Below are 19071 nucleotides of genomic sequence, written 5' to 3'. Positions count from 1 at the left end.
TGAACTGCGGGCGGTCGGACCGATGTTGTCTTATTTTATTGACGCCTGAGGGGGCATCAGCCCAGGGAACAGGCCGTCCGCACATGCCAACAGCCTGGCGTGACGCACGTGCGCGTGCACGCGAAATGACGGAATTTCACCGTCTGAACAAGGGCGCGCTCCCCGTTTTCGAGGGTGTTCGACAATCTCCGGCCGACGGGCGGCCCTCGGGGTCCGCCGTCATCCCCAGGTATGACCCGGCCGCCCTCCGTCCGACCCGAGTCGCCCACCGGAACCGGATCAGCGACTGACTACACGGGCGCCCGGCGCCGGGACGATGGACAGGTCCCCAGGAACACACGTCGCACCGACAGGAGCACCGTCCCGTGACCACCACACCCACCGCCGGCCCGACCACCGCCGTGGCCGCCCGCGCCACGGAGCTGTCGAAGACCTACGGGCAGGGTGAGACCCGGGTGGTCGCCCTGGACCGGGTCTCCGTCGACTTCCGGCAGGCCGAGTTCACCGCGATCATGGGCCCCTCCGGCTCCGGCAAGTCCACGCTGATGCACTGCGTCGCCGGACTCGACACCTTCTCCTCCGGGTCCGTGCGCATCGGCGACACGGAACTGGGCTCCCTGAAGGACAAGCAGCTCACCAAGTTGCGCCGGGACAAGATCGGCTTCATCTTCCAGGCCTTCAACCTGCTGCCGACGCTGACCGCGCTGGAGAACATCACCCTGCCCATGGACATCGCCGGGCGGAAGCCGGACAAGGCGTGGCTGGACCGGGTCATCGACATGGTCGGGCTGTCCGGGCGGCTGAGCCACCGGCCCTCCCAGCTCTCCGGCGGCCAGCAGCAGCGCGTGGCCGTCGCGCGTGCCCTCGCCTCCCGGCCCGACATCATCTTCGGTGACGAGCCGACCGGAAACCTCGACTCGCGCTCCGGCGCCGAGGTGCTCGGCTTCCTCCGCAACTCCGTGCGCGAGCTGGGCCAGACGGTGGTGATGGTGACCCACGACCCGGTGGCCGCCGCCTACTCCGACCGCGTCGTCTTCCTCGCGGACGGCAGGATCGTGGACGAGATGCACGCCCCCACGGCCGACGCCGTCCTCGACCTGATGAAGCAGTTCGACGCGAAGGGCCGTACCAGCTGATGTTCCGCACCGCCCTGCGCAACGTCCTCGCGCACAAGGCCCGGCTCCTGATGACCGTGCTCGCCGTCATGCTCGGCGTGGCCTTCGTCTCCGGGACGCTCGTCTTCACCAACACCATCTCCGACGCCTACCAGAAGAGCTCCGCCAAGGGCTTCGACCGGGTCGACGTCGCCGTACAGCCCGAGTACCAGGACTCCGAGGGCGACAAGGTCGGCAAGCGCGCCGAGCTGAGCCGGGCGCTGCTCGACAGGGCCGCCGGGGTTCCGGGCGCCGCCTCCGCGACCGGGGTCGTCACCGGCTTCACCGCCGTCGCCGGCAAGGACGGCAAGCTGGTCGGCGGCGACTGGCAGTCCGCCGGCGGCAACTACTGGGGCACGAAGGACGCCCGCTATCCGCTGGTCAGCGGGCACGCCCCGCACGGCAGCGGCGAGGTCCTGCTCGACTCGAAGACCGCCGAGCGCGCCGGCTACAAGGTGGGCGACACCGTGCGCCTGTCGGTCGACGGGCCGGTCCTCACCCCGAAGCTCGCCGGCGTCTTCACCACCGACGACGGCAACGTGGCCGCCGGCGGCAGCCTCGCCCTGTTCGACACGCCGACCGCCCAGACGCTGTTCGGCAAGAAGGGCACGTTCGACGAGATCGACGTCCGCGCCTCCGCCGGAACCAGCCAGTCCGCGCTCAAGGCCGCCCTCGACAAGGCCCTGCCGTCGCACCTGGTGGAGACCACCACCGGCAAGCGGCTCGCCGACGACCAGGCCGAGGCCATCTCCGCCTCGATGAGCGGACTGCGGCAGATGCTGCTGGTGTTCGCCGGTATCGCGCTGTTCGTCGGCACGTTCATCATCGCCAACACCTTCACCATGCTGGTCGCCCAGCGCACCCGGGAGCTGGCCCTGATGCGGGCGGTCGGCGCCTCCCGCCGGCAGGTCACCCGTTCGGTGCTCATCGAGGCGTTCGCGGTCGGCGCGGTGGCCGGCGCGACCGGTCTGGCGGCCGGTGTCGGCATCGGCGCGGGCCTGCGCTCCCTGCTGGGCTCCTTCGGCGCGAGCGTGCCCGACGGACCGTTGGTGATCAGCCTGGGCACCGTGCTGACCGCCCTCGCGGTCGGCGTCCTCGTCACCATGCTGGCCGCCTGGCTGCCCGGCCGCCGGGCCGCGAAGATCCCGCCGGTGGCGGCGATGAGCAGCGTGCACGCCAAGGCGACCACCAAGTCGCTGGTGCTGCGCAACACGCTCGGCGCGCTGTTCTCGGCGGCCGGCGTCGCGGCGGTCCTGATGGGCACGACGATGGACGCCGACGCCGCCGAGGGCCCGATGGGCCTGGGCGCCGTCTCGCTGATCATCGGCGTGTTCATCCTGACGCCGCTGCTGTCCCGCCCGCTGATCGCGGCCGCGGCCCCGGTGCTGCGCGTGTTCGGCGTCGCGGGCAAGCTCGCCCGGCAGAACTCGGTCCGCAACCCGCGCCGCACGGCGGCCACCGCCTCCGCGCTGATGATCGGCCTGACCCTGATCACCGGCATGACGGTGATGGCGGGCAGCCTGCAGACGTCCATCGACAAGATGGCCAGCTCGGCGATCCGCGCGGACTACGTCGTCTCGATGGCCAACCGCGGCCCGCTCTCCCCCGGCGTGGCGACGAAGCTCGCCGCCGCCGACGGCGTCACCGCCAGCAGCCCGCTGCGCAACGGCGAGTCCCGCATCGACGGCACCACCGAGTACCTGACCGGCGTGAACGGCCCGGTGATCGGCAAGCTGACGGACCTGAAGGTGGACGACGGCTCGTTCACGGTCGGCGGCACGCGGGTCGTCGTGGACCAGGACACCGCCAAGGACCACGGCTGGCGGGCCGGTTCGGCCTTCACCGCCCACTTCGAGGACGGCAAGGCGCGCCGGCTGACGGTCGCCGGGGTCTACGAGGGCAACGACATGATCAGCGGCATCATGCTCGACAACGAGGTCCTCACCCCGCACCTGACCGACCCGGCCGACATGCAGGTCATGGTCAAGACCGCGGACGGCGCGTCGGACGCGGCCAAGGACCGGCTGGAGCGGGCCCTCGGCACCAACCCGGCGGTCAAGGTCCAGGACAAGCAGGACATCTCCAACGACATCGCGAAGATGTTCACGCTGATGCTGAACATGGTCTACGGACTGCTCGGCATGGCGGTGCTCGTCGCGGTGCTCGGTGTCGTCAACACCCTGGCGATGTCGGTCTTCGAGCGCGCCCAGGAGATCGGCATGCTCCGCGCGATCGGCCTGGACCGCAGGTCGGTCAAGCGGATGGTCCGTCTGGAGTCCCTGGTGATCTCCCTGTTCGGCGGGGTGCTCGGCATCGGCCTCGGGGTGTTCTTCGGCTGGGCGGCCGGTGAGCTGCTGAGCACGAAGATGCCGACGTACGAACTGGTCCTGCCCTGGGGCCGGATGGCGGTCTTCCTGCTGCTGGCGGGCACGGTCGGCATCCTGGCCGCCCTGTGGCCGGCCCGGCGCGCGGCCCGGCTGAACATGCTGGCGGCGATCAAGGCCGAGTAGAGGGCCGACGACGGACAGGAACACGACGACGGGCCCCGCCCTGCCTCCGCGCAGGGCGGGGCCCGCCTGTCGTCAGCCCTGCCAGACGCGGGCCCGCAGCGGCAGGCCGGACCGCCCGGACTCGGGGGTGCGGACCGCCAGCACCTGGTTGACGCCGATGCGGTTCTGCTCGAAGGCCAGCGCGCAGGCCGCCATGTAAAGGCGCCAGACACGGGCGCGGCCCGGGCCGGCGAGCCGGGCCGCGCGATCCCAGCCGGCCTCCAGGTTGCCGACCCACTGGCGCAGTGTGCGGGCGTAGTGCTCGCGCAGGGACTCCACGTCCCGCACCTCGAACCCGGCGCGCTCCAGCTGCGTGACGGTGGTGCCGATGGGGGCGAGTTCGCCGTCGGGGAAGACGTAGGCGTCGATGAACTCGTCGGTCCGGTACTCCGACTCCTCCCGCTCCGGGCGGCGGGCGATCTGGTGGTTGAGCAGCCGTCCGCCGGGTGCGAGCAGGGCGTGGAGCCGGCTCGCGTACTCCAGGTACCGTTCGGCGCCGACGTGTTCGGCCATGCCGATGGAGGAGATCGCGTCGAAGGGGCCGTCCGCGACGTCCCGGTAGTCCTGCACCCTGATCTCCACCCGGTCGGTCAGGCCCTCGTCCGCGACGCGCTTGCGGGCGTAGGCGGCCTGCTCCTGCGAGAGGGTGACCCCGACGACGCCCACGCCGTGCTCACGGGCCGCGTGGACGGCCATGGAGCCCCAGCCGCAGCCGACGTCCAGCAGTCGCAGGCCGGGCGCCAGGCCGAGTTTGCGGCAGACCAGTTCCAGCTTGTCGCGCTGGGCGGTCTCCAGGGTGCCGCCGTCCTCCCAGTAGGCGCAGGAGTACACCATCGAGGGACCGAGGACGAGTTCGTAGAAGTCGTTGCCGACGTCGTAGTGGTGGCTGATGGCCCGCTTGTCGGTGCGCCTGGTGTGCAGACGTCGCCGGGGCCTGCGCACCTCCTCACGCGGCGGGGCGGGCGGGACCGGGGGGCCGGCGAGCCTGAGCAGCTCCCGGCCGGCGGCGCGCACCCGCGGGTCGCGCAGGGCCTCGGCGAGGCCACGGGCGTCCTCGTCGCGCTCCCAGACGAAGCCGGCCATGGCGTCGAGCACGGCGTAGAGGTCACCCTCGACGTCGAGGTCGCCGGCGACCCAGGCGCGGGCCAGGCCCAGTTCGCCCGGCTTGAACAGCATCCGGCGCAGAGCGCGGCGGTTGCGGATGACGAGGGCCGGCGCGTCCGGCGGACCCGACTGGGAGCCGTCCCAGGCGCGGATCCGTACCGGGAGCGGCACTCCCAGCAGTTGCTCGGCAACACTCGTCAGCCGTGACGCGGCGTCGGCCATGGCGCACACCTCCGTGACAACGGAATCCCGGATGTCCGGTCACCACGAAAACACCAGCGGCGGCCGTGCGCAGTCCCGCAAAGGGGTTACAACTCGACGAAAGAAGGTGTAGTCACCATGGAAATGGGGGTGCCGAAACGCCGAGGGACCTCCCGCACCACGGATGGCGGGAGGTCCCTCGGGTCGGTCCGGTGACCGGGCGTCAGGAGGCCTTGGCCTTCGCCCCGGTCTTGTCGGCCGCGCTCGCGGCGGCGACCGGCGCCGGCTTGGCGGCCTCGTAGAACTCCTCGCGCGGGTTCTCCATGGCGCCGAGGGAGACGACCTCGCGCTTGAGGAACATGCCGAGGGTCCAGTCGGCGAAGACGCGGATCTTGCGGTTCCAGGTCGGCATCGCCATGCCGTGGTAGCCACGGTGCATGTACCAGGCGAGGCGGCCCTTGAGCTTGATCTTCATCTTGCCCATGACGATCATCGCCACGCCCTTGTGCAGGCCGAGACCGGCGACCGCGCCCTTGTTGGCGTGCTCGTAATCCTTCTGCGGGAAGCCCCGCATGCCGGAGATCACGTTGTCGCCGAGCACCTTGGCCTGGCGCAGCGCGTGCTGGGCGTTCGGCGGGCACCAGGCGTTCTCGTTGCCGGCCTTGCGGCCGACGAGGTCCGGGACCTGGGCGTTGTCGCCGGCGGCCCAGATGTAGTCGGTGCCCTTGACCTGGAGGGTCGGCTCGCAGTCGACGTGACCGCGGGGGCCGAGGGGCAGGCCGAAGCGGGCGAGGGCCGGGTTCGGCTTGACGCCGGCGGTCCAGACGATCGTGTTGGAGTCGACCTCGAGGCCGTTCTTCAGCACGACGTGGCCGTCGACGCAGGAGTCCATGGAGGTGGAGAGGTAGATCTCCACGCCGCGGCTCTCCAGGTGCTCCTTGCCGTACTGGCCGAGCTTGGGACCGACCTCGGGCAGGATCTTGTCGGCGGCGTCGACGAGGACGAACCGCATGTCCTCGCGCGAGACGTTCTTGTAGTACTTGGCGGCGTCGCGGGCCATGTCCTCGACCTCGCCGATGGTCTCCGCGCCCGCGAAGCCACCGCCGATGAAGACGAAGGTGAGCGCCTTGCGGCGGATCTCCTCGTCGTTCGTGGAGTCGGCCTTGTCCAGCTGCTCCAGTACGTGGTTGCGCAGGCCGATGGACTCCTCGATGCCCTTCATGCCGATGCCCTGCTCGGCGAGGCCGGGGATCGGGAAGGTGCGGGAGACCGCGCCCATGGCGATGACCAGGTAGTCGAAGGGCAGCTCGTACGCCTCGCCCACCAGCGGGGCGATCGTGGCGACCTTGCGGTCCTGGTCGATGGTGGTGACCCGGCCGGTGAGGACCTCCGCCTTCGGCAGGACGCGTCGCAGCGGGACGACGACGTGCCGAGGGGAGATGCTGCCGGCGGCGGCTTCGGGGAGGAAGGGCTGGTAGGTCATGTACGACCGGGGATCGACGACCGTGACGGTCGCCTCTCCGTAGCGCATCTTCTTGAGAATGCGCCGAGCTGCGTACAGGCCTACGTACCCACCGCCTACTACGAGGATCCTGGGACGCTCCGTGGTGCTCATGCCATCGAGTATCCACCCGCCTCAGGGGGGCTGCTCGTGCGCCCCTTCACAAGCTCGGGCAGGGGCTGTGCTAAACTCCGCGACCCGCGTGACGCAGGTCATGTCCGCGGAGTTGAACGCGAGGGCGGTTCGACCCGTTGTCAAGGGCGCGTGAGCTGCCTCTCTGTGGGATCCGGGCCGCCGTGAGGCCCTCGCAACGCTTGCGGAACACCTCCTGCCGAGGCCCGCCGCACCCTTCACCTGAACATGTTCAACCGGGTGCCGAGCCCACGGAAGGGCCATTGGACCCTGTTTCTCGCACGCCGGGGCACCGATTCCTTGTGAAGAACTTCACGAAGTTTTCCGACGCGGTGTCATCAGGCGCTCATCGGGATGGCCGGACGCCTGCTCACACGTTATCCAACCTGCTCAACAGAGGGCTACCGATGAGTAGCGAACCGGCCGGAAAGAGACGGGGGTCACCGGGCGCCGGAGAGCGCCGCCACAACGCCGCGCCGACGGCCTCCCGCCGCCGGCGCCCGTGGGTGTCGGTCCCCGGCCGCAAGGCCCGTGCCGGCCGCCCGAGGACCGCGCACAGGGGTCACCCGCCGGGTGCGCGACTCCACGCGATGCCGTCGAGGATCGCTCCTTAACGCGCCTCGGAGGTGCAACTCCAAGCGATGCCATCGAGGATGTCGTGTTCGCTGACGACGACCTCCTCGGCGCCGACGCGTTCCATGATCGCGAGCAGTACGAGGGCGCCGGCGCCGATGACGTCGACGCGGCCCGGGTGCATGGACGGGATCGCGGCGCGCTCGGCGTGGGTGGAGCGCAGCAGCCACTCGCTGATCTCGCGGACGCGGCTCCGCGAGACGCGGGAGTGGTGGATGCGCGCGGAGTCGTACTCGGGCAGTTCCTGGGCGATCGCGGAAACGGTGGTGACCGAGCCGGCCAGGCCCACGAGGGTGTGGGCCTCGCGCAGCGGCACCGTGCGCTCGGCGAGGTCGAGTGCGGCCTCGATGTCGGCGCGCATCGCGGCGATCTGCTCCGCGGTGGGCGGGTCGCTCACCTCGCCGCCGTGGACCAGGTGCCGTTCGGTCATCCGCACGCAGCCGACGTCCACGGACCGCGCGGCCCGCACGCGGTCGTCGCCGACGACGAACTCGGTGGAGCCGCCCCCGATGTCCACGACCAGGTAGGGCCTGGTCAGGTCGGAACGGCCGGTGAGCTCCTTCGTCGCCCCGGTGAAGGAGAACTCGGCCTCCTGGTCGCCGGTGATGACCTCCGGTTCGACGCCGAGGATCTCCAGCACGCCCCGCACGAAGTCGTCCCGGTTCTCGGCGTCGCGGGAGGCGGAGGTGGCGACGAACCGGATCCTCTCGGCGCCGTGCTCCTTGATGACCGCCGCGTACTCGCGGCAGGCGGCGAACGTGCGCTCAAGCGCCTCGGGGGCGAGCCGGCCGGTGCGGTCGACACCCTGGCCGAGCCGCACGATCGTCATCCGCCGGTCCAGCTCGACGAGTTCACCCTTCGCGGGATCGGCGTCCGCGACCAGCAGGCGGATGGAGTTCGTACCGCAGTCGACGGCGGCCACACGGGTCACTTCTCGTCCTCCTCGACGGGCCGGGCGGCGAAGTGGCCCGTGCCGTCCTCGGTCGTCTCCGTCTGCCACCCCTCGCCCGACGGCGGCCCGCACGGCGTGGCGCACGGCCCCTTGCTCCACCACTCGGGGAGCATCGCGATCGCCTCGTCGCCGAGCGGGTTCACGCCCGGGCCCGCGGCCAGCGAGTGGGCGACCAGGACGTGCAGGCACTTCACCCGGTCCGGCATGCCGCCCGCGCTGGGGAAGCCCTCCAGGACCTCGATCTCGTCCCGGCGCCGGATGTAGTCCTCGTGGGCGGCGCGGTAGGCGGCGGCCAGCTCCGGGTCCCTCTGCAGCCGCTCCGTCATCTCCTTCATGACGCCGTTCGCCTCCAGCGTGCCGATCGCCGAGGCGGCGCGCGGGCACGTCAGGTAGTACGTCGTCGGGAAGGGCGTGCCGTCGGGCAGCCGCGGTGCGGTCTCCACGACGTCCGGCAGGCCGCACGGGCAGCGGTGCGCGATGGCCCGCAGACCCCGCGGCGGACGGCCGAGCTGCTGCTTGAAGGCCTCGACGTCCGCGTCGGTGGGCTCGGTGCGCGGGGTGGGCGGCGGGGGCGTTTCCATGACTGCTTTCAGAGTGGCTTTCTGTCGGTTGCCGGCCGGAGGCCGGTCACTGGTCGGATCCGGTCACTGGTGCGGGCCGGTCACTGCGGGGGACCGGTCACTGGTCGGAGGCGTCGGACTTGTCCACGCCGTCCCAGACGTTCGCGTACCAGGGCCGGTGGGCGGCCCTGAGGTCGGTGCGGGACTGCCTGGCCGCGCCCGGGTCGATGACGACGTACCCGGTCTCGCCGGGCTTCACGTAGTGCAGCCGGCGCCGGATCTGCTGCTCGGCGTAGGCGTCGTCCTGCCAGCGCGCCTTGGTGTCACGCAGCTGTTCGACCCGTTCGCGGGCCTGCTCCTGCTGCCGCTGCTGGTCGGCGATCTCGGCCCGCTGGGAGACGTACTGCCGCATCGGGTAGGCGAGCGCGACGATCAGCGAGCACAGCACCAGCGCGAGCAGGGCCGCGCGGCCGGTGAGCCGGGAGCGGCGGGCCTGCCGTTTGGTCTGGGAGCGGTAGACCCGGGCCGCCGTCTGCTCGCCGAGCAGCCGCAGCCTGGTCGCGGTGGAGAACCGGTCACGGTCCTTCACGGCCATCTTCCCGCCTCCCGTTCACACGCGCGTACGTCCCCGCACACGGTACGGGACCGGGTGCGGGGACGTACGTACGACTGGCTGGGACTCGGCCCGGCCTGGGGCTCAGCCCTTGGAGACCTGGGTGTTCCCCTTGTAGCGCGGGAAGGCGCTGCGGCCGGCGTACACCGCGGCGTCGTCGAGGATCTCCTCGATGCGCAGCAGCTGGTTGTACTTGGCGACGCGCTCGGAGCGGGCCGGGGCGCCGGTCTTGATCTGGCCGCAGTTGGTGGCGACGGCCAGGTCGGCGATGGTGACGTCCTCGGTCTCGCCGGAGCGGTGGGACATCATGCACTTGAAGCCGTTGCGCTGGGCCAGCTCGACGGCGTCCAGGGTCTCGGTCAGCGAGCCGATCTGGTTGACCTTGACCAGCAGCGCGTTGGCCGCGCCCTCCTCGATGCCGCGGGCGAGGCGCTCGGGGTTGGTGACGAACAGGTCGTCGCCGACCAGCTGGACCTTGTCGCCGAGCTTGTCGGTGATGATCTTCCAGCCGGCCCAGTCGTCCTCGAACAGCGGGTCCTCGATGGAGACGAGCGGGTAGGCCGCCACGAGCTCCTCGTAGTACTCCGTCATCTCGGCGGCGGAGCGCTCCTTGCCCTCGAAGAGGTAGGAGCCGTCCTTGTAGAACTCGGAGGCGGCGACGTCGAGGGCGAGGGCGATCTGCTCGCCGGGGGTGTAGCCGGCCTCCTTGACGGCCTCGAGGATGAGGTCGAGGGCCTCGCGGTTGGAGCCGAGGTTCGGGGCGAAGCCGCCCTCGTCGCCGAGTCCGGTGGACAGGCCCTTGCTCTTCAGGACCTTCTTCAGCGTGTGGTAGACCTCGGTGCCCCAGCGCAGCGCCTCGGAGAAGGACTCCGCGCCGATCGGGGCGATCATGAACTCCTGGATGTCCACGTTGGAGTCGGCGTGCGAGCCGCCGTTCAGGATGTTCATCATCGGCACCGGCAGCAGGTGCGCGTTCGGGCCGCCCAGGTAGCGGAAGAGCGGCAGGTCGCTGGCCTCGGAGGCGGCGTGGGCGACGGCGAGGGAGACGCCGAGGATGGCGTTGGCGCCGAGGGAGCCCTTGTTGTCGGTGGCGTCCAGGTCGAACATGGCCTGGTCGATCAGGCGCTGCTCGGTGGCGTCGTAGCCGACCAGCTCCGGGCCGATCTGCTCGATGACGGCGAGGACGGCCTTCTCCACGCCCTTGCCCTGGTAGCGGCCCGGGTCACCGTCGCGCAGCTCGATGGCCTCGAAGGCGCCGGTGGAGGCGCCGGACGGAACGGCGGCACGACCCGTGCTGCCGTCGTCGAGGCCGACCTCGACCTCGACCGTGGGGTTGCCTCGGGAGTCCAGGATTTCCCGGGCTACGACGACGTCGATGGACGGCACGAGCATCTCCTTCTTGGATGTGACGCTGGAAGTGCGGGGCGTTGTGCCTTACGGCTGAGCCTTGCGACTAGAGCCTAACCGTCCCAGAGGCGTCGGCCACCGACCGACCGTCTCGTGGACAGGGGAACCGTACCTATTGTTCACGAGCGGAACAAAGGATGGGTGCAGGAGGCACGCAGAAAGGACCCCGCCCCGGCGCGTACGGGGGAGAACGCGCCGGGGCGGGGGGACCGTGGGGACGGGGGCGGACCGGGGGCCGCTCGCGACTACTTGAGGTGCAGCTGCTGACCCGGGTAGATCAGGTTGGCGTCCTCGACGATGTCCTTGTTCAGCTCGAACAGCTTCTTCCAGCCGCCCTGGACGTGGTGGGCGGTGGCGATGGAGCTGAGGGTGTCACCCTTGGCGACCTTGTACTCGCCGTCGCCCTTCTTGACCTTCTTGCCGGTCGGGGTGGTGACGGTCTTGCCCGCGGCCGGACGCTCGGCGGAGCGGGAGGCGGCCTGCTGGCCGGTGGAACGGGTGGCGGTGCCGCTCGACGAGGTGCTCTTCGGCGTCGTGCTCTTCGGCGTCGTGCTCTTCGACGGAGCGCTGGGGGCGGAGCCGTTGTAGGGGGTGCTCGACAGGCCCTTGCCGCAGACCGGCCAGGCGCCCTTGCCCTGGGCTGCGAGGACCTTCTCGGCGACGGCTATCTGCTGGGCCTTGGTGGCCTGGTTGGCCTGCGCGGCGTACTGCGTGCCGCCGTAGGCGGCCCAGGTGGAGGCGGAGAACTGCAGGCCGCCGTAGTACCCGTTGCCGGTGTTGATGGACCAGTTGCCGCCGGACTCGCACTGGGCGACCGCGTCCCACTGGGAGGCGGTGGCGGCCGAGGCGTTGCCGGCCGCCATCAGCGGGGCGGCGACGGCTGCGCCGGTGACGCCGGCCAGCGCGACGGCGCGGACGGCCTTGGACGGACGACGGTGCTTGCCCTTGCCGGAAAACAGCATGGATCAATCCCCTCACCGACGCCTGCGAGGTGAGCTGTCGGGTTCGGGCCGGTTGAGTTGCCCGGCCGCACTCACGCTTGGCGCGAGTGCGGCTTCACCCCGAGCCGCGGCCGGCACTGCTGCCGGCCCCGGCGCTTACCTTGGGTCCCCCGCTCCTGCCTACGGCGCTTGACGCGACGACTGTTCCCGGGCGACCGCTGGCAGGACTCGGCGTTGCGGATGCCGGGGCTCGTGGTGACGAGCGGCCTTGACCGTAGACACGCGATCCGCGGAATTTCAAAGACGATCAGGGCTTCTGAGACTCATCCCACACTTTCACCAAACCGGACATTAGCCGCCAAGTGGGACGTCAACTTCCGTCACTATTCGCCCTTTTCGGTGTCGACGTCCAGGGTCTGACCGGCGGAGATGTGGTTCGGGTCGGAGCCGATGGCCTTCTTGTTCTCGGCGTAGAGCGCACGCCATCCCCCGTCCACCTCAAGGGAGTCGGCGATCCCGGCGAGGGAGTCGCCCTCGCGGACGGTGTAGGTGGCGGGCTCGCGGGACGCGTGACGGCCGGACGAGGCCAGACCCTGACCGCTCGTCAGGCTCTCGTCCGCACTCTCGCCGCGGTGGCGTCCGCCGCTGGCGAGGGCCCCCGTGTCGACGAGACTCCAGGAGCCCGCACTCTGTTCGGAATTGTCCGTGTTGCCCGTGTCGGGAGCAGGCGTGGACGCACTGTCACTCCCCTGCGAGCTCCCCGTGCCGGAAGAGGGCGACTTGTCCGACTTGGTGTCATCGGTGCCGGCCGAACCGGCCTCCGCGTCGGCATCCTCACCCTTGCCCTTGCCCTTGCCCTTTTCCTTGCCGGGGTTCGGCTTGGCGGTCGAATCGCCGGAGGAGCCCGCGGGCGAGCCCGAGTCGGAGCCGGAGGTCGAAGAACCCGGCACTTCGGGCGAGTCGGAGTTGTCGCCTGTTCCGGACGGATCGCCCGAATCGCCCGTGTCGCCGCCGCTCCCGACGCCCGTGTCGATGTCCACGGAGCCCGAGTCGGAGGTGAGACCGGACAGCAGGGCGCAGGTGGCCCACGGGGTGGTGCCCTGGTCGTCGAGGATCTTCTCGGCGACGGCGATCTGCTGCGAACGGCTGGCCTGTTCGGGGCTGTCGGCGTACTGCGCGCCGCCGTACTCGTCCCAGTCGTCCTGCGAGATCTGCAGGCCGCCGTAGTAACCGTTGCCGGTGTTCGCGCTCCAGGCGCCACCGCTCTCGCACTCGGCCACCTTGTCCCACGTGGTGCCGTCGGCCGCGTTGGCGCTCGCGGCGCCGAGCAGCGGGATGGCGATGGCGGAGCCGGTCACCCCGGCCGCGACGAGAAGTGCCGGAGCCTGACGGGGGCGACGGTGACGACCGTTCCCGGAGAGCATGCGGAAGCCTTTCGTGCGACAGCAGGGCAGCGCGGCGGATGGTGCCGTCACCGCGCTGATGGGTGAACGTATAGGCACACGATCACTTGTCACAAGTTCATGCCGCACAGATCACGTGAAGATCACAGTGTTGATCGGGCGTCAGATTTGCCGCTCCACGGCCGTGTCGGGCACCGGAGTGAACTCCACAGGCAGGGTGCGCAGGCCGCGCATGATGAGTCCGCCGCGCCAGCGCAGCTCGGCCGGATCGGCGGCGAGCCGCAGGTCGGGCAGGCGGGTGAGGAGGGTGGCGAGCGCGGTCTGGCCCTCCAGACGGGCGAGCGGCGCGCCGAGGCAGTAGTGGATGCCGTGGCCGTAACCGAGGTGCTGGTTGTCCCGGCGGGCGAGGTCCAGCAGGTCGGGGTCGGCGAAGCGCGCCGGGTCCCGGTCGGCGGCGGCGAGCACGACGAGCACCGGGTCGCCCGGCGCGATGTCCTGGCCGCCGATGGCGAGCGGTTCGGTGGCGAACCGCCAGGTGGCCAGCTCCACCGGCCCGTCGAAGCGCAGCAGTTCCTCCACGCCGGTCTCCAGCAGGCCCCTTTCCCCTCTGGCCAGCGAGTCCTGCAGCAGGTGGCGCTGCCCGGGGTGGGTGAGCAGGGCGAAGGTGCCGTTGCCGATGAGGTTGACGGTCGTCTCGAAGCCGGCGAACAGCAGGATGAACGCCATGGCGGCGGCCTCGTTCTCGGTGAGGTGCTCACCGTGGTCGGAGGCGCGGATGAGAGCGGAGATGAGGTCCTCGCCGGGCGCGGGCTCGGCGGGCAGCGCCGCGCGCTTGCGGTGGATCAGCTCGGCCAGGTAGCCGCGCATCCTCTTCACCGACCGCGCGACGCCGCCGCGCGGACCCGAGCCGTGCCGGATCATCATGCCCGCCCAGTCCCGGAAGTCGTCCTGGTCCTCGCGCGGGACGCCGAGCATGTCGCAGATGGCGTAGATGGGCAGCGGGAAGGCGAACTCGTGGATGAGATCGGCCGAGCCGCGCCGCGCGAACCGGTCGATGAGCTGGTCGGTCAGCTCCTGGACACGGGGCGCGAACTCGGCGACCCGGCGGGGTGTGAACGCCTTGCTGACGAGACGGCGCAGCCGGGTGTGGTCCGGCGGATCGATGTTCAGCAGGTGCGTCATCAGCTCGGCCTTGCGCTCGCCGGGGATGCCGGTCTTGCCCTTGGCGTGCGCGGGCTCGTCATGATGTGCCGGGTTCTTGCTCAGCCGCTGGTCGGCCAGGGCCTGCTTGGCATCGGCGTACCGGGTGACCAGCCAGGCCTCGACCCCGCTGGGCAGCCGCGTGCGGTGCACGGGCGCGTGCTCGCGCAGCCAGGCGTAGGCGGGGTAGGGGTCGGCGGCGAACTCCCAGGTGAAGAGGTCGGGCGCGCGGTCCGGGCCGGTCGAGGGGCGGGGCTGGTCGGTCACCCCTCGACGGTATCCGGCCCCGCTCGTCACCCCTGCTCCGGTGCCTCCCCCTCCGCCGCGCGTATCGCGTCCCGGTAGGCCCGTGCCGCCGCCCGCAGCGCCGCTTCCGGGTCGACGCCGAGGGCCTCGGCACGCACCGCCAGCGCGAGCAGTTCGTAGCCGACGCCCTCGCCCGCCGGCAGGGGAACGTCCAGGGCCGCCGTGCGGGCGCGGGACGCGAGCTTGGCGGCGAGGGCGAGACCGGGCTGGCCGAGTGGGACACCCTCGGTGACCGAGGTGCGCCGCTTCTCCTCGGCCTTGGTCCGCAGCCAGTGCTCCTTGACCTCTTCCGGGGTCTCGGCCGTCTCGTCGCCGAAGACGTGCGGGTGGCGGTGGATGAGCTTGGCGACGATGCCGCCGGCCACGTCGTCGACGGAGAACGGCGCGTCCGGGTCCTCCTCGGCGATGCGGGAGTGGAAGACCACCTGCAGGAGTACGTCGCCCAGCTCCTCGCGCAGCTCGTCGCGGTCGCCGGCCTCGATCGCCTCGACGAGTTCGTAGGCCTCCTCGATGCCGTACTTGGCCAGGCCCCGGTGGGTCTGCCGGGAGGACCACGGGCACTCGGCGCGGATGCGGTCCATGACCTGCACGAGGTCCAGGAGGCGGGCGCCGGGCAGGTCGTAGGAGGCGGGGAGCAGTTCCAGCTCCGGCATGGCGACCCGCCCGGAGCCGGCCAGCCGGGCCAGTCCGTCGGTGAGCGCGGGCTCACCCTCGCCCGTCGCCACGACCACCACCGTCCGCCCGCCGGCGCAGGCGCCCACCAGCTCCTCCGCGGTGGGGGACGCGTCCCGCACCGCTATGCCGGCCTCCCGCAGGTACGGCAGCTGCGGGTGCGCTCCGTCCGCGCACAGCACGGCGTCGGCGGCGCGCAGGGCCTGCCAGGCGGGCCAGGACAGCAGGCCGGGAGCGACACGGTGGCTGGTGGTCAGCAGGACGATGCGGCCGGGTGCGGGGGCGGGGGCTTCGGAGCTGGATGCGTTCACGATCCGAACGTAACCCACGGCGCGAAGGAGCGGATTCGGTTGTCCACAGGCACAGGACTATCTCGTGATCGTATGACCGGAACCCTGCCGACTTCACCGCCGTGCCGTCGCGGCGCCCCGCCGGACCTCGCGCAGGCCTTCGCGGCGCTACGCCGTCACCGGACTGCCGCCCGCCGTGGCGGCCTCCCGCACCCAGGGCGTCTTGGCGTCCACCCGGCTGCTCCTGCGCACGTCCCAGGAGCCGTAGCGCGGGTTGAGGTCGACGTGGAGCTCCTTGGACGCCTTGGACAGGGCCTTCCAGAAGGCGGGCTGGGAGGGGTCGGTGCCCAGCCTGGACGCGAGCTTCTGCGCCTCCAGCTGCAGGCGCAGGTTGTCGTCGAGGCGGGAGGGGGCGATGCCGTACTTCTGCAGCCAGGCCGCCTGGAGTCCCTTGGCGCCGCCGGCCTGCTGCTCCAGGCCGGCGCGCATCTGCTGGATCTCCTTGCGGGTGACCGAGACGCCCTCGTCCCGCGCGGCCCGGTGCAGCACCCGGTCGAGGACCATGTTGTGCAGGGTGTCCCGGGTGAGGCTGCTGGTGGAGGCGAGGACCTGCTGGTACTGCGTGTCGTCCGACACCGCGGCCCGCTGGGCCCTGCGGATCTCGTCGACCCGGCTCTCCAGTTGCGAGACGGTGATGCGCTGCCCTCCCACGACGGCCGCCGCGCCCGGGTGCGCGTCGTTTCCGCACGCGGTGAGGACGGGCGCCGCGGCGGCGATCGCGGCGGTGAGGACGAGCGCGGTGCGACGGCGGCGGTGCAAGGGAACCTCCAAGGGAGATTGTGCGACGGTGCACAAAGTCTTGCGGTGATCGATGGTAGGCAGTGGGCAGGCTGCGGCCAACCCATTCGACCAACGATTCGCGCACGCTTCGGGCACCGCCGCGCTCCACCGGAAGGCGTTCGGGGGCGCGGGCCCCGGATCAGCCGGTGATGGCCACCGGGGCGTCCCAGGCGTCACGGTCGACGGTGAGCGTCACCCCGCCGTGCGCCTCCTTGCTGTTCACCATGTACTGGTGGGCACGGCTGTGGCCGGTGAACTGGGTGGACCCCCACGGCCAGTCCGTGGTGGTCGTGTTCTTCTTGTCCCACAGCGCGTACCAGAGGTTGCCCGGCAGGTCCGTCCGGTCCCTGGCGGTGGCGACGGCCTTGGCGCTGGAGCTGGTGAAGCCGTAGTAGCCGGCCCGGTACGTCTTGGCGCGCAGGCCCTTGTCGAAGGCGCGCACGTACGTCAGCACGGCGTCGTTGCACGCCTTGTCCGTGACGTCGTACGCCTCCATGTCGAGGTAGATGGCGCTGCCCGCCTTCATGCCGAGCCCGGACGCCTTGCTCACGGCGTCGGCGGCGTCCTTGGCGCCCAGGGAGGCGGCGGTGGAGGCGGTCAGCTTCTCCGGGCTGTGGCCGGACTGGCAGGGCGGCTGGGCGCCCACGTATATCGGGATCAGCTTCCAGCCGAGGGAGCTGACCGACTTCACCCAGGACGCGGTGAGGTTGGGCTGGAGGCAGCCGCGGTTGGTGCCGCCCACGTAGACGGCGGCGGCGCCGTAGAAGCCGGTGTGCCAGGCCTTCATCGTGGACAGCGGGGGCGCGGTGCAGGTGTCGAACGCGCGGCCCGTGAAGGTCTTCTGCGCGGGCCAGGTGGTGGCGGCCATGGAGGTCTGCGCCGCGATGCCGCCCCCGGCCACGACGGCCGCGCCGGCCACGGCCCACGTGATGTACCTGCGCTTCTTCGACTGCCGATGGCCGGCCATGTACCCCACCCCTGTTCGAGCACGGCGCCGAACGCGCGTGCGTGCCTGGCGAAAACGAGACGCAAGGTACCGAGCGCCGTCCACGCCTACGGAAAACCCCGGCCCTTGAAGTCCACAAGAATCTCTCAGGACACGGCAAAATCTACCCGCGCACCTGTCCCAGCCACTGCAGGGTGCGCCTGATCTCCATGGCCATCGGATGACCGGGGCCGTGCAGCCGCTCCACGTCCATCAGCAGCCGGGCGAGCGCGTCGTGCGCGGCCGGCCGGTCGCCGAGGGCGAGCAGCAGGTGGCCGATGCGCCGGCGCACCTCGTGGGCGAGCTGCGGATCGCCGGAGACGTACTGGTTCTCGTAGTACGGCAGCAGCGCCCGGTACTCGGCGAGCGCCGCCGCCGGTTCGCCCAACTGCTCCAGGCACTGCGCGGCCTCGTAGCGGAAGCGCAGGGACTGCGGGTCGGCCTGACCGGCCTCGGCGGCGCGCTCGTCGGCGAGGCGGCGCAGTTCGGGCAGCGCGCGCCGGTACTGGCCGTCGTCCATGAGTGTGGCCGCGTACTGCTTGCGCAGGGTGCGCACCACCGGGGAGTGCTCGCCGTGCTGTTGCGCGGCCGCGGGCAGGATGGTGCCGAGGATGTCGACGGCCTGGGTGATGCGGCCCTCCCCCAGCAGACGCTTGACCTCGTCCACCGCCGCGGCGACGTCGGGCTTCTCGGCCACCGGCGGCGCCGGCGCGACCGGGGCGGGCTGCGGCGCGGGAGTGCGCGCGCGGTCCGGCCAGGGGGCGTGCGGGCGCAGGAAGGGACGCGTGGGGTCCAACGGCGCACCGGTGGGCGTCCCGCGCGCGGGCAGGAGCTGCGCCAGGTCCTCGTACACCTCCTGCGCGGACGCCGGCCGGTGCTGCGGGTCCTTGGCGAGCAGCCGCAGGACGAGGGCCTCCAGGGCCTCGGGGACCTCGGGACGGATCCGGCGCACGGGCAGCGGCGGCTCGTACAGGTGCCGGTGCAGCACGCCGAGCGCCGTGGACCCGGCGAACGGCACGTCACCGCTGAGCAGTTCGTGCATCAGCACGCCCAGCGCGTACAGGTCGGTGTACGGGCCGACCGCACCGCCCATCGCCTGCTCGGGCGCCATGTAGGCGGGCGAGCCGATCGGCGAGCCGGTGTGGGTGAGGCGGGTGGTGTCGGTGTCCATGACCGATGCCACGCCCAGGTCGAGGACGGTGACCGTGCCGTCCTGCTTGACCATCACGTTGCGCGGCTTCAGGTCGCGGTGGACGATCGGCACGGCGTGCACGGCGCTCAGCACGGCGCACAGCTGCGCGGCCACCGCGACCGCCCACTGCCACGGGTACGGGTCGTGCTCGGCGAGGTGGTCGGAGAGGTCGGCGCCGTCGACGTACTGCATGACGAGGAACAGTTCCTCGCCCTCGCTGCCCGCGTCGTGCACGGTGACCAGGCCGGGGTGGTCCACCTGCGCGGTCACCCGGCACTCGCGCATGAAGCGGCGGCGCAGCTCGTCGGCCTCCTGGCCCGCCACCTTGTCGGGGCGCAGCAGCTTCACCGCCACGCGCCTGTCGAGCCGCTGGTCGTACGCCGTCCAGACCTGGCCCATGCCGCCCTGCCCGATGAGCGTGGACAGTTCGTACCGG

The 19071-nt window shown here is 71.3% G+C and carries 15 protein-coding genes and 1 riboswitch; of the genes, 2 read left to right on the top strand and 13 right to left on the bottom strand.

Translation table 11 applies throughout. The features are described from left to right. The first annotated feature begins 365 nt into the window (after positions 1-365). Positions 366-1136 (top strand): ABC transporter ATP-binding protein, encoded by a 771-nt coding sequence (locus IE177_RS00795; RefSeq protein ID WP_190012712.1) that lies wholly within the window; start codon positions 366-368, stop codon positions 1134-1136. Then, positions 1136-3664 (top strand): ABC transporter permease, encoded by a 2529-nt coding sequence (locus tag IE177_RS00790; RefSeq protein WP_190012711.1) that lies wholly within the window; start codon positions 1136-1138, stop codon positions 3662-3664. Before IE177_RS00795 ends, IE177_RS00790 begins: the two co-directional genes overlap by 1 nt. Before the next feature lie 72 nt (positions 3665-3736). Here IE177_RS00790 and IE177_RS00785 read toward each other — a convergent pair whose 3' ends face one another. The 13 genes from IE177_RS00785 to IE177_RS00725 all read right to left on the bottom strand — a co-directional run bounded on the left by IE177_RS00785 (position 3737) and on the right by IE177_RS00725 (position 19061). Then, positions 3737-5029 carry a class I SAM-dependent methyltransferase gene (locus IE177_RS00785; RefSeq protein WP_190012710.1) on the bottom strand — a complete coding sequence of 431 codons (1293 nt, stop codon included), beginning with the start codon at positions 5027-5029 and terminating at the stop codon, positions 3737-3739. Positions 5030-5231: 202 nt separating this feature from the next. After that, the gene (locus IE177_RS00780) at positions 5232-6623 is read right to left on the bottom strand and encodes an NAD(P)/FAD-dependent oxidoreductase (protein ID WP_190012709.1); all 1392 of its coding nucleotides are present in this window, start codon (positions 6621-6623) and stop codon (positions 5232-5234) included. 628 nt (positions 6624-7251) lie between these two features. After that, on the bottom strand, positions 7252-8205 hold the full coding sequence (locus IE177_RS00775; protein ID WP_190012708.1) for a Ppx/GppA phosphatase family protein: 954 nt from the start codon (positions 8203-8205) through the stop codon (positions 7252-7254). Further along, positions 8202-8807: a DUF501 domain-containing protein gene (locus tag IE177_RS00770; RefSeq protein WP_190012707.1), complete on the bottom strand. Its 606-nt coding sequence runs from the start codon at positions 8805-8807 to the stop codon at positions 8202-8204. The genes IE177_RS00775 and IE177_RS00770 overlap by 4 nt, the downstream gene beginning before the upstream one ends. A gap of 97 nt (positions 8808-8904) precedes the next feature. Continuing rightward, the gene (locus IE177_RS00765; protein ID WP_190012706.1) at positions 8905-9381 is read right to left on the bottom strand and encodes an FtsB family cell division protein; all 477 of its coding nucleotides are present in this window, start codon (positions 9379-9381) and stop codon (positions 8905-8907) included. Between the two features lie 102 nt (positions 9382-9483). After that, entirely contained in the window at positions 9484-10785 is a 1302-nt protein-coding gene (gene eno, locus IE177_RS00760; protein ID WP_190012705.1) for a phosphopyruvate hydratase, read from the bottom strand. Between the two features lie 266 nt (positions 10786-11051). Continuing rightward, positions 11052-11768, bottom strand: a complete 717-nt coding sequence (locus IE177_RS00755) for a transglycosylase family protein (RefSeq protein WP_190012704.1) — start codon at positions 11766-11768, stop codon at positions 11052-11054. 4 nt (positions 11769-11772) lie between these two features. Next, a riboswitch (cyclic di-AMP (ydaO/yuaA leader) is annotated at positions 11773-11945 on the bottom strand. A 185-nt stretch (positions 11946-12130) separates the two neighbouring features. Beyond that, a complete protein-coding gene (locus IE177_RS00750) occupies positions 12131-13171 on the bottom strand; it encodes a LysM peptidoglycan-binding domain-containing protein (protein ID WP_190012703.1) in 1041 nt (346 codons plus the stop codon). A gap of 141 nt (positions 13172-13312) precedes the next feature. Then, positions 13313-14617: a cytochrome P450 family protein gene (locus IE177_RS00745; protein ID WP_190012702.1), complete on the bottom strand. Its 1305-nt coding sequence runs from the start codon at positions 14615-14617 to the stop codon at positions 13313-13315. A 26-nt stretch (positions 14618-14643) separates the two neighbouring features. Then, complete coding sequence (locus IE177_RS00740) at positions 14644-15639, bottom strand: nucleoside triphosphate pyrophosphohydrolase (protein ID WP_190012701.1); 996 nt, start codon at positions 15637-15639, stop codon at positions 14644-14646. Between the two features lie 147 nt (positions 15640-15786). Next, a complete protein-coding gene (locus tag IE177_RS00735; RefSeq protein WP_190012700.1) occupies positions 15787-16437 on the bottom strand; it encodes a SurA N-terminal domain-containing protein in 651 nt (216 codons plus the stop codon). A gap of 160 nt (positions 16438-16597) precedes the next feature. Next, the gene (locus IE177_RS00730) at positions 16598-17425 is read right to left on the bottom strand and encodes a glycoside hydrolase domain-containing protein (protein WP_190012699.1); all 828 of its coding nucleotides are present in this window, start codon (positions 17423-17425) and stop codon (positions 16598-16600) included. A 142-nt stretch (positions 17426-17567) separates the two neighbouring features. After that, positions 17568-19061, bottom strand: coding sequence for a serine/threonine-protein kinase (locus IE177_RS00725; RefSeq protein ID WP_268253152.1), 1494 nt, complete (start codon positions 19059-19061; stop codon positions 17568-17570). Positions 19062-19071: the final 10 nt, after the last annotated feature.

Source organism: Streptomyces lucensis JCM 4490, assembly GCF_014650035.1.
Taxonomy (GTDB): Bacteria; Actinomycetota; Actinomycetes; order Streptomycetales; family Streptomycetaceae; genus Streptomyces; species Streptomyces lucensis.
The sequence above is the reverse complement of the archived record's forward strand: the minus strand, read 5'-3'. Positions and strand labels throughout refer to the sequence as shown.

Bases quoted from the DNA above. Each gene is read 5' to 3' on its own strand.
- IE177_RS00755 (WP_190012704.1), bottom strand. From the start codon at position 11,768: ATGCTGTTTTCCGGCAAGGGCAAGCACCGTCGTCCGTCCAAGGCCGTC.
- IE177_RS00750 (WP_190012703.1), bottom strand. From the start codon at position 13,171: ATGCTCTCCGGGAACGGTCGTCACCGTCGCCCCCGTCAGGCTCCGGCA.
- IE177_RS00765 (WP_190012706.1), bottom strand. From the start codon at position 9,381: ATGGCCGTGAAGGACCGTGACCGGTTCTCCACCGCGACCAGGCTGCGG.
- IE177_RS00790 (WP_190012711.1), top strand. From the start codon at position 1,136: ATGTTCCGCACCGCCCTGCGCAACGTCCTCGCGCACAAGGCCCGGCTC.
- IE177_RS00785 (WP_190012710.1), bottom strand. From the start codon at position 5,029: ATGGCCGACGCCGCGTCACGGCTGACGAGTGTTGCCGAGCAACTGCTG.
- IE177_RS00780 (WP_190012709.1), bottom strand. From the start codon at position 6,623: ATGAGCACCACGGAGCGTCCCAGGATCCTCGTAGTAGGCGGTGGGTAC.
- IE177_RS00730 (WP_190012699.1), bottom strand. From the start codon at position 17,425: ATGGCCGGCCATCGGCAGTCGAAGAAGCGCAGGTACATCACGTGGGCC.
- IE177_RS00770 (WP_190012707.1), bottom strand. From the start codon at position 8,807: ATGGAAACGCCCCCGCCGCCCACCCCGCGCACCGAGCCCACCGACGCG.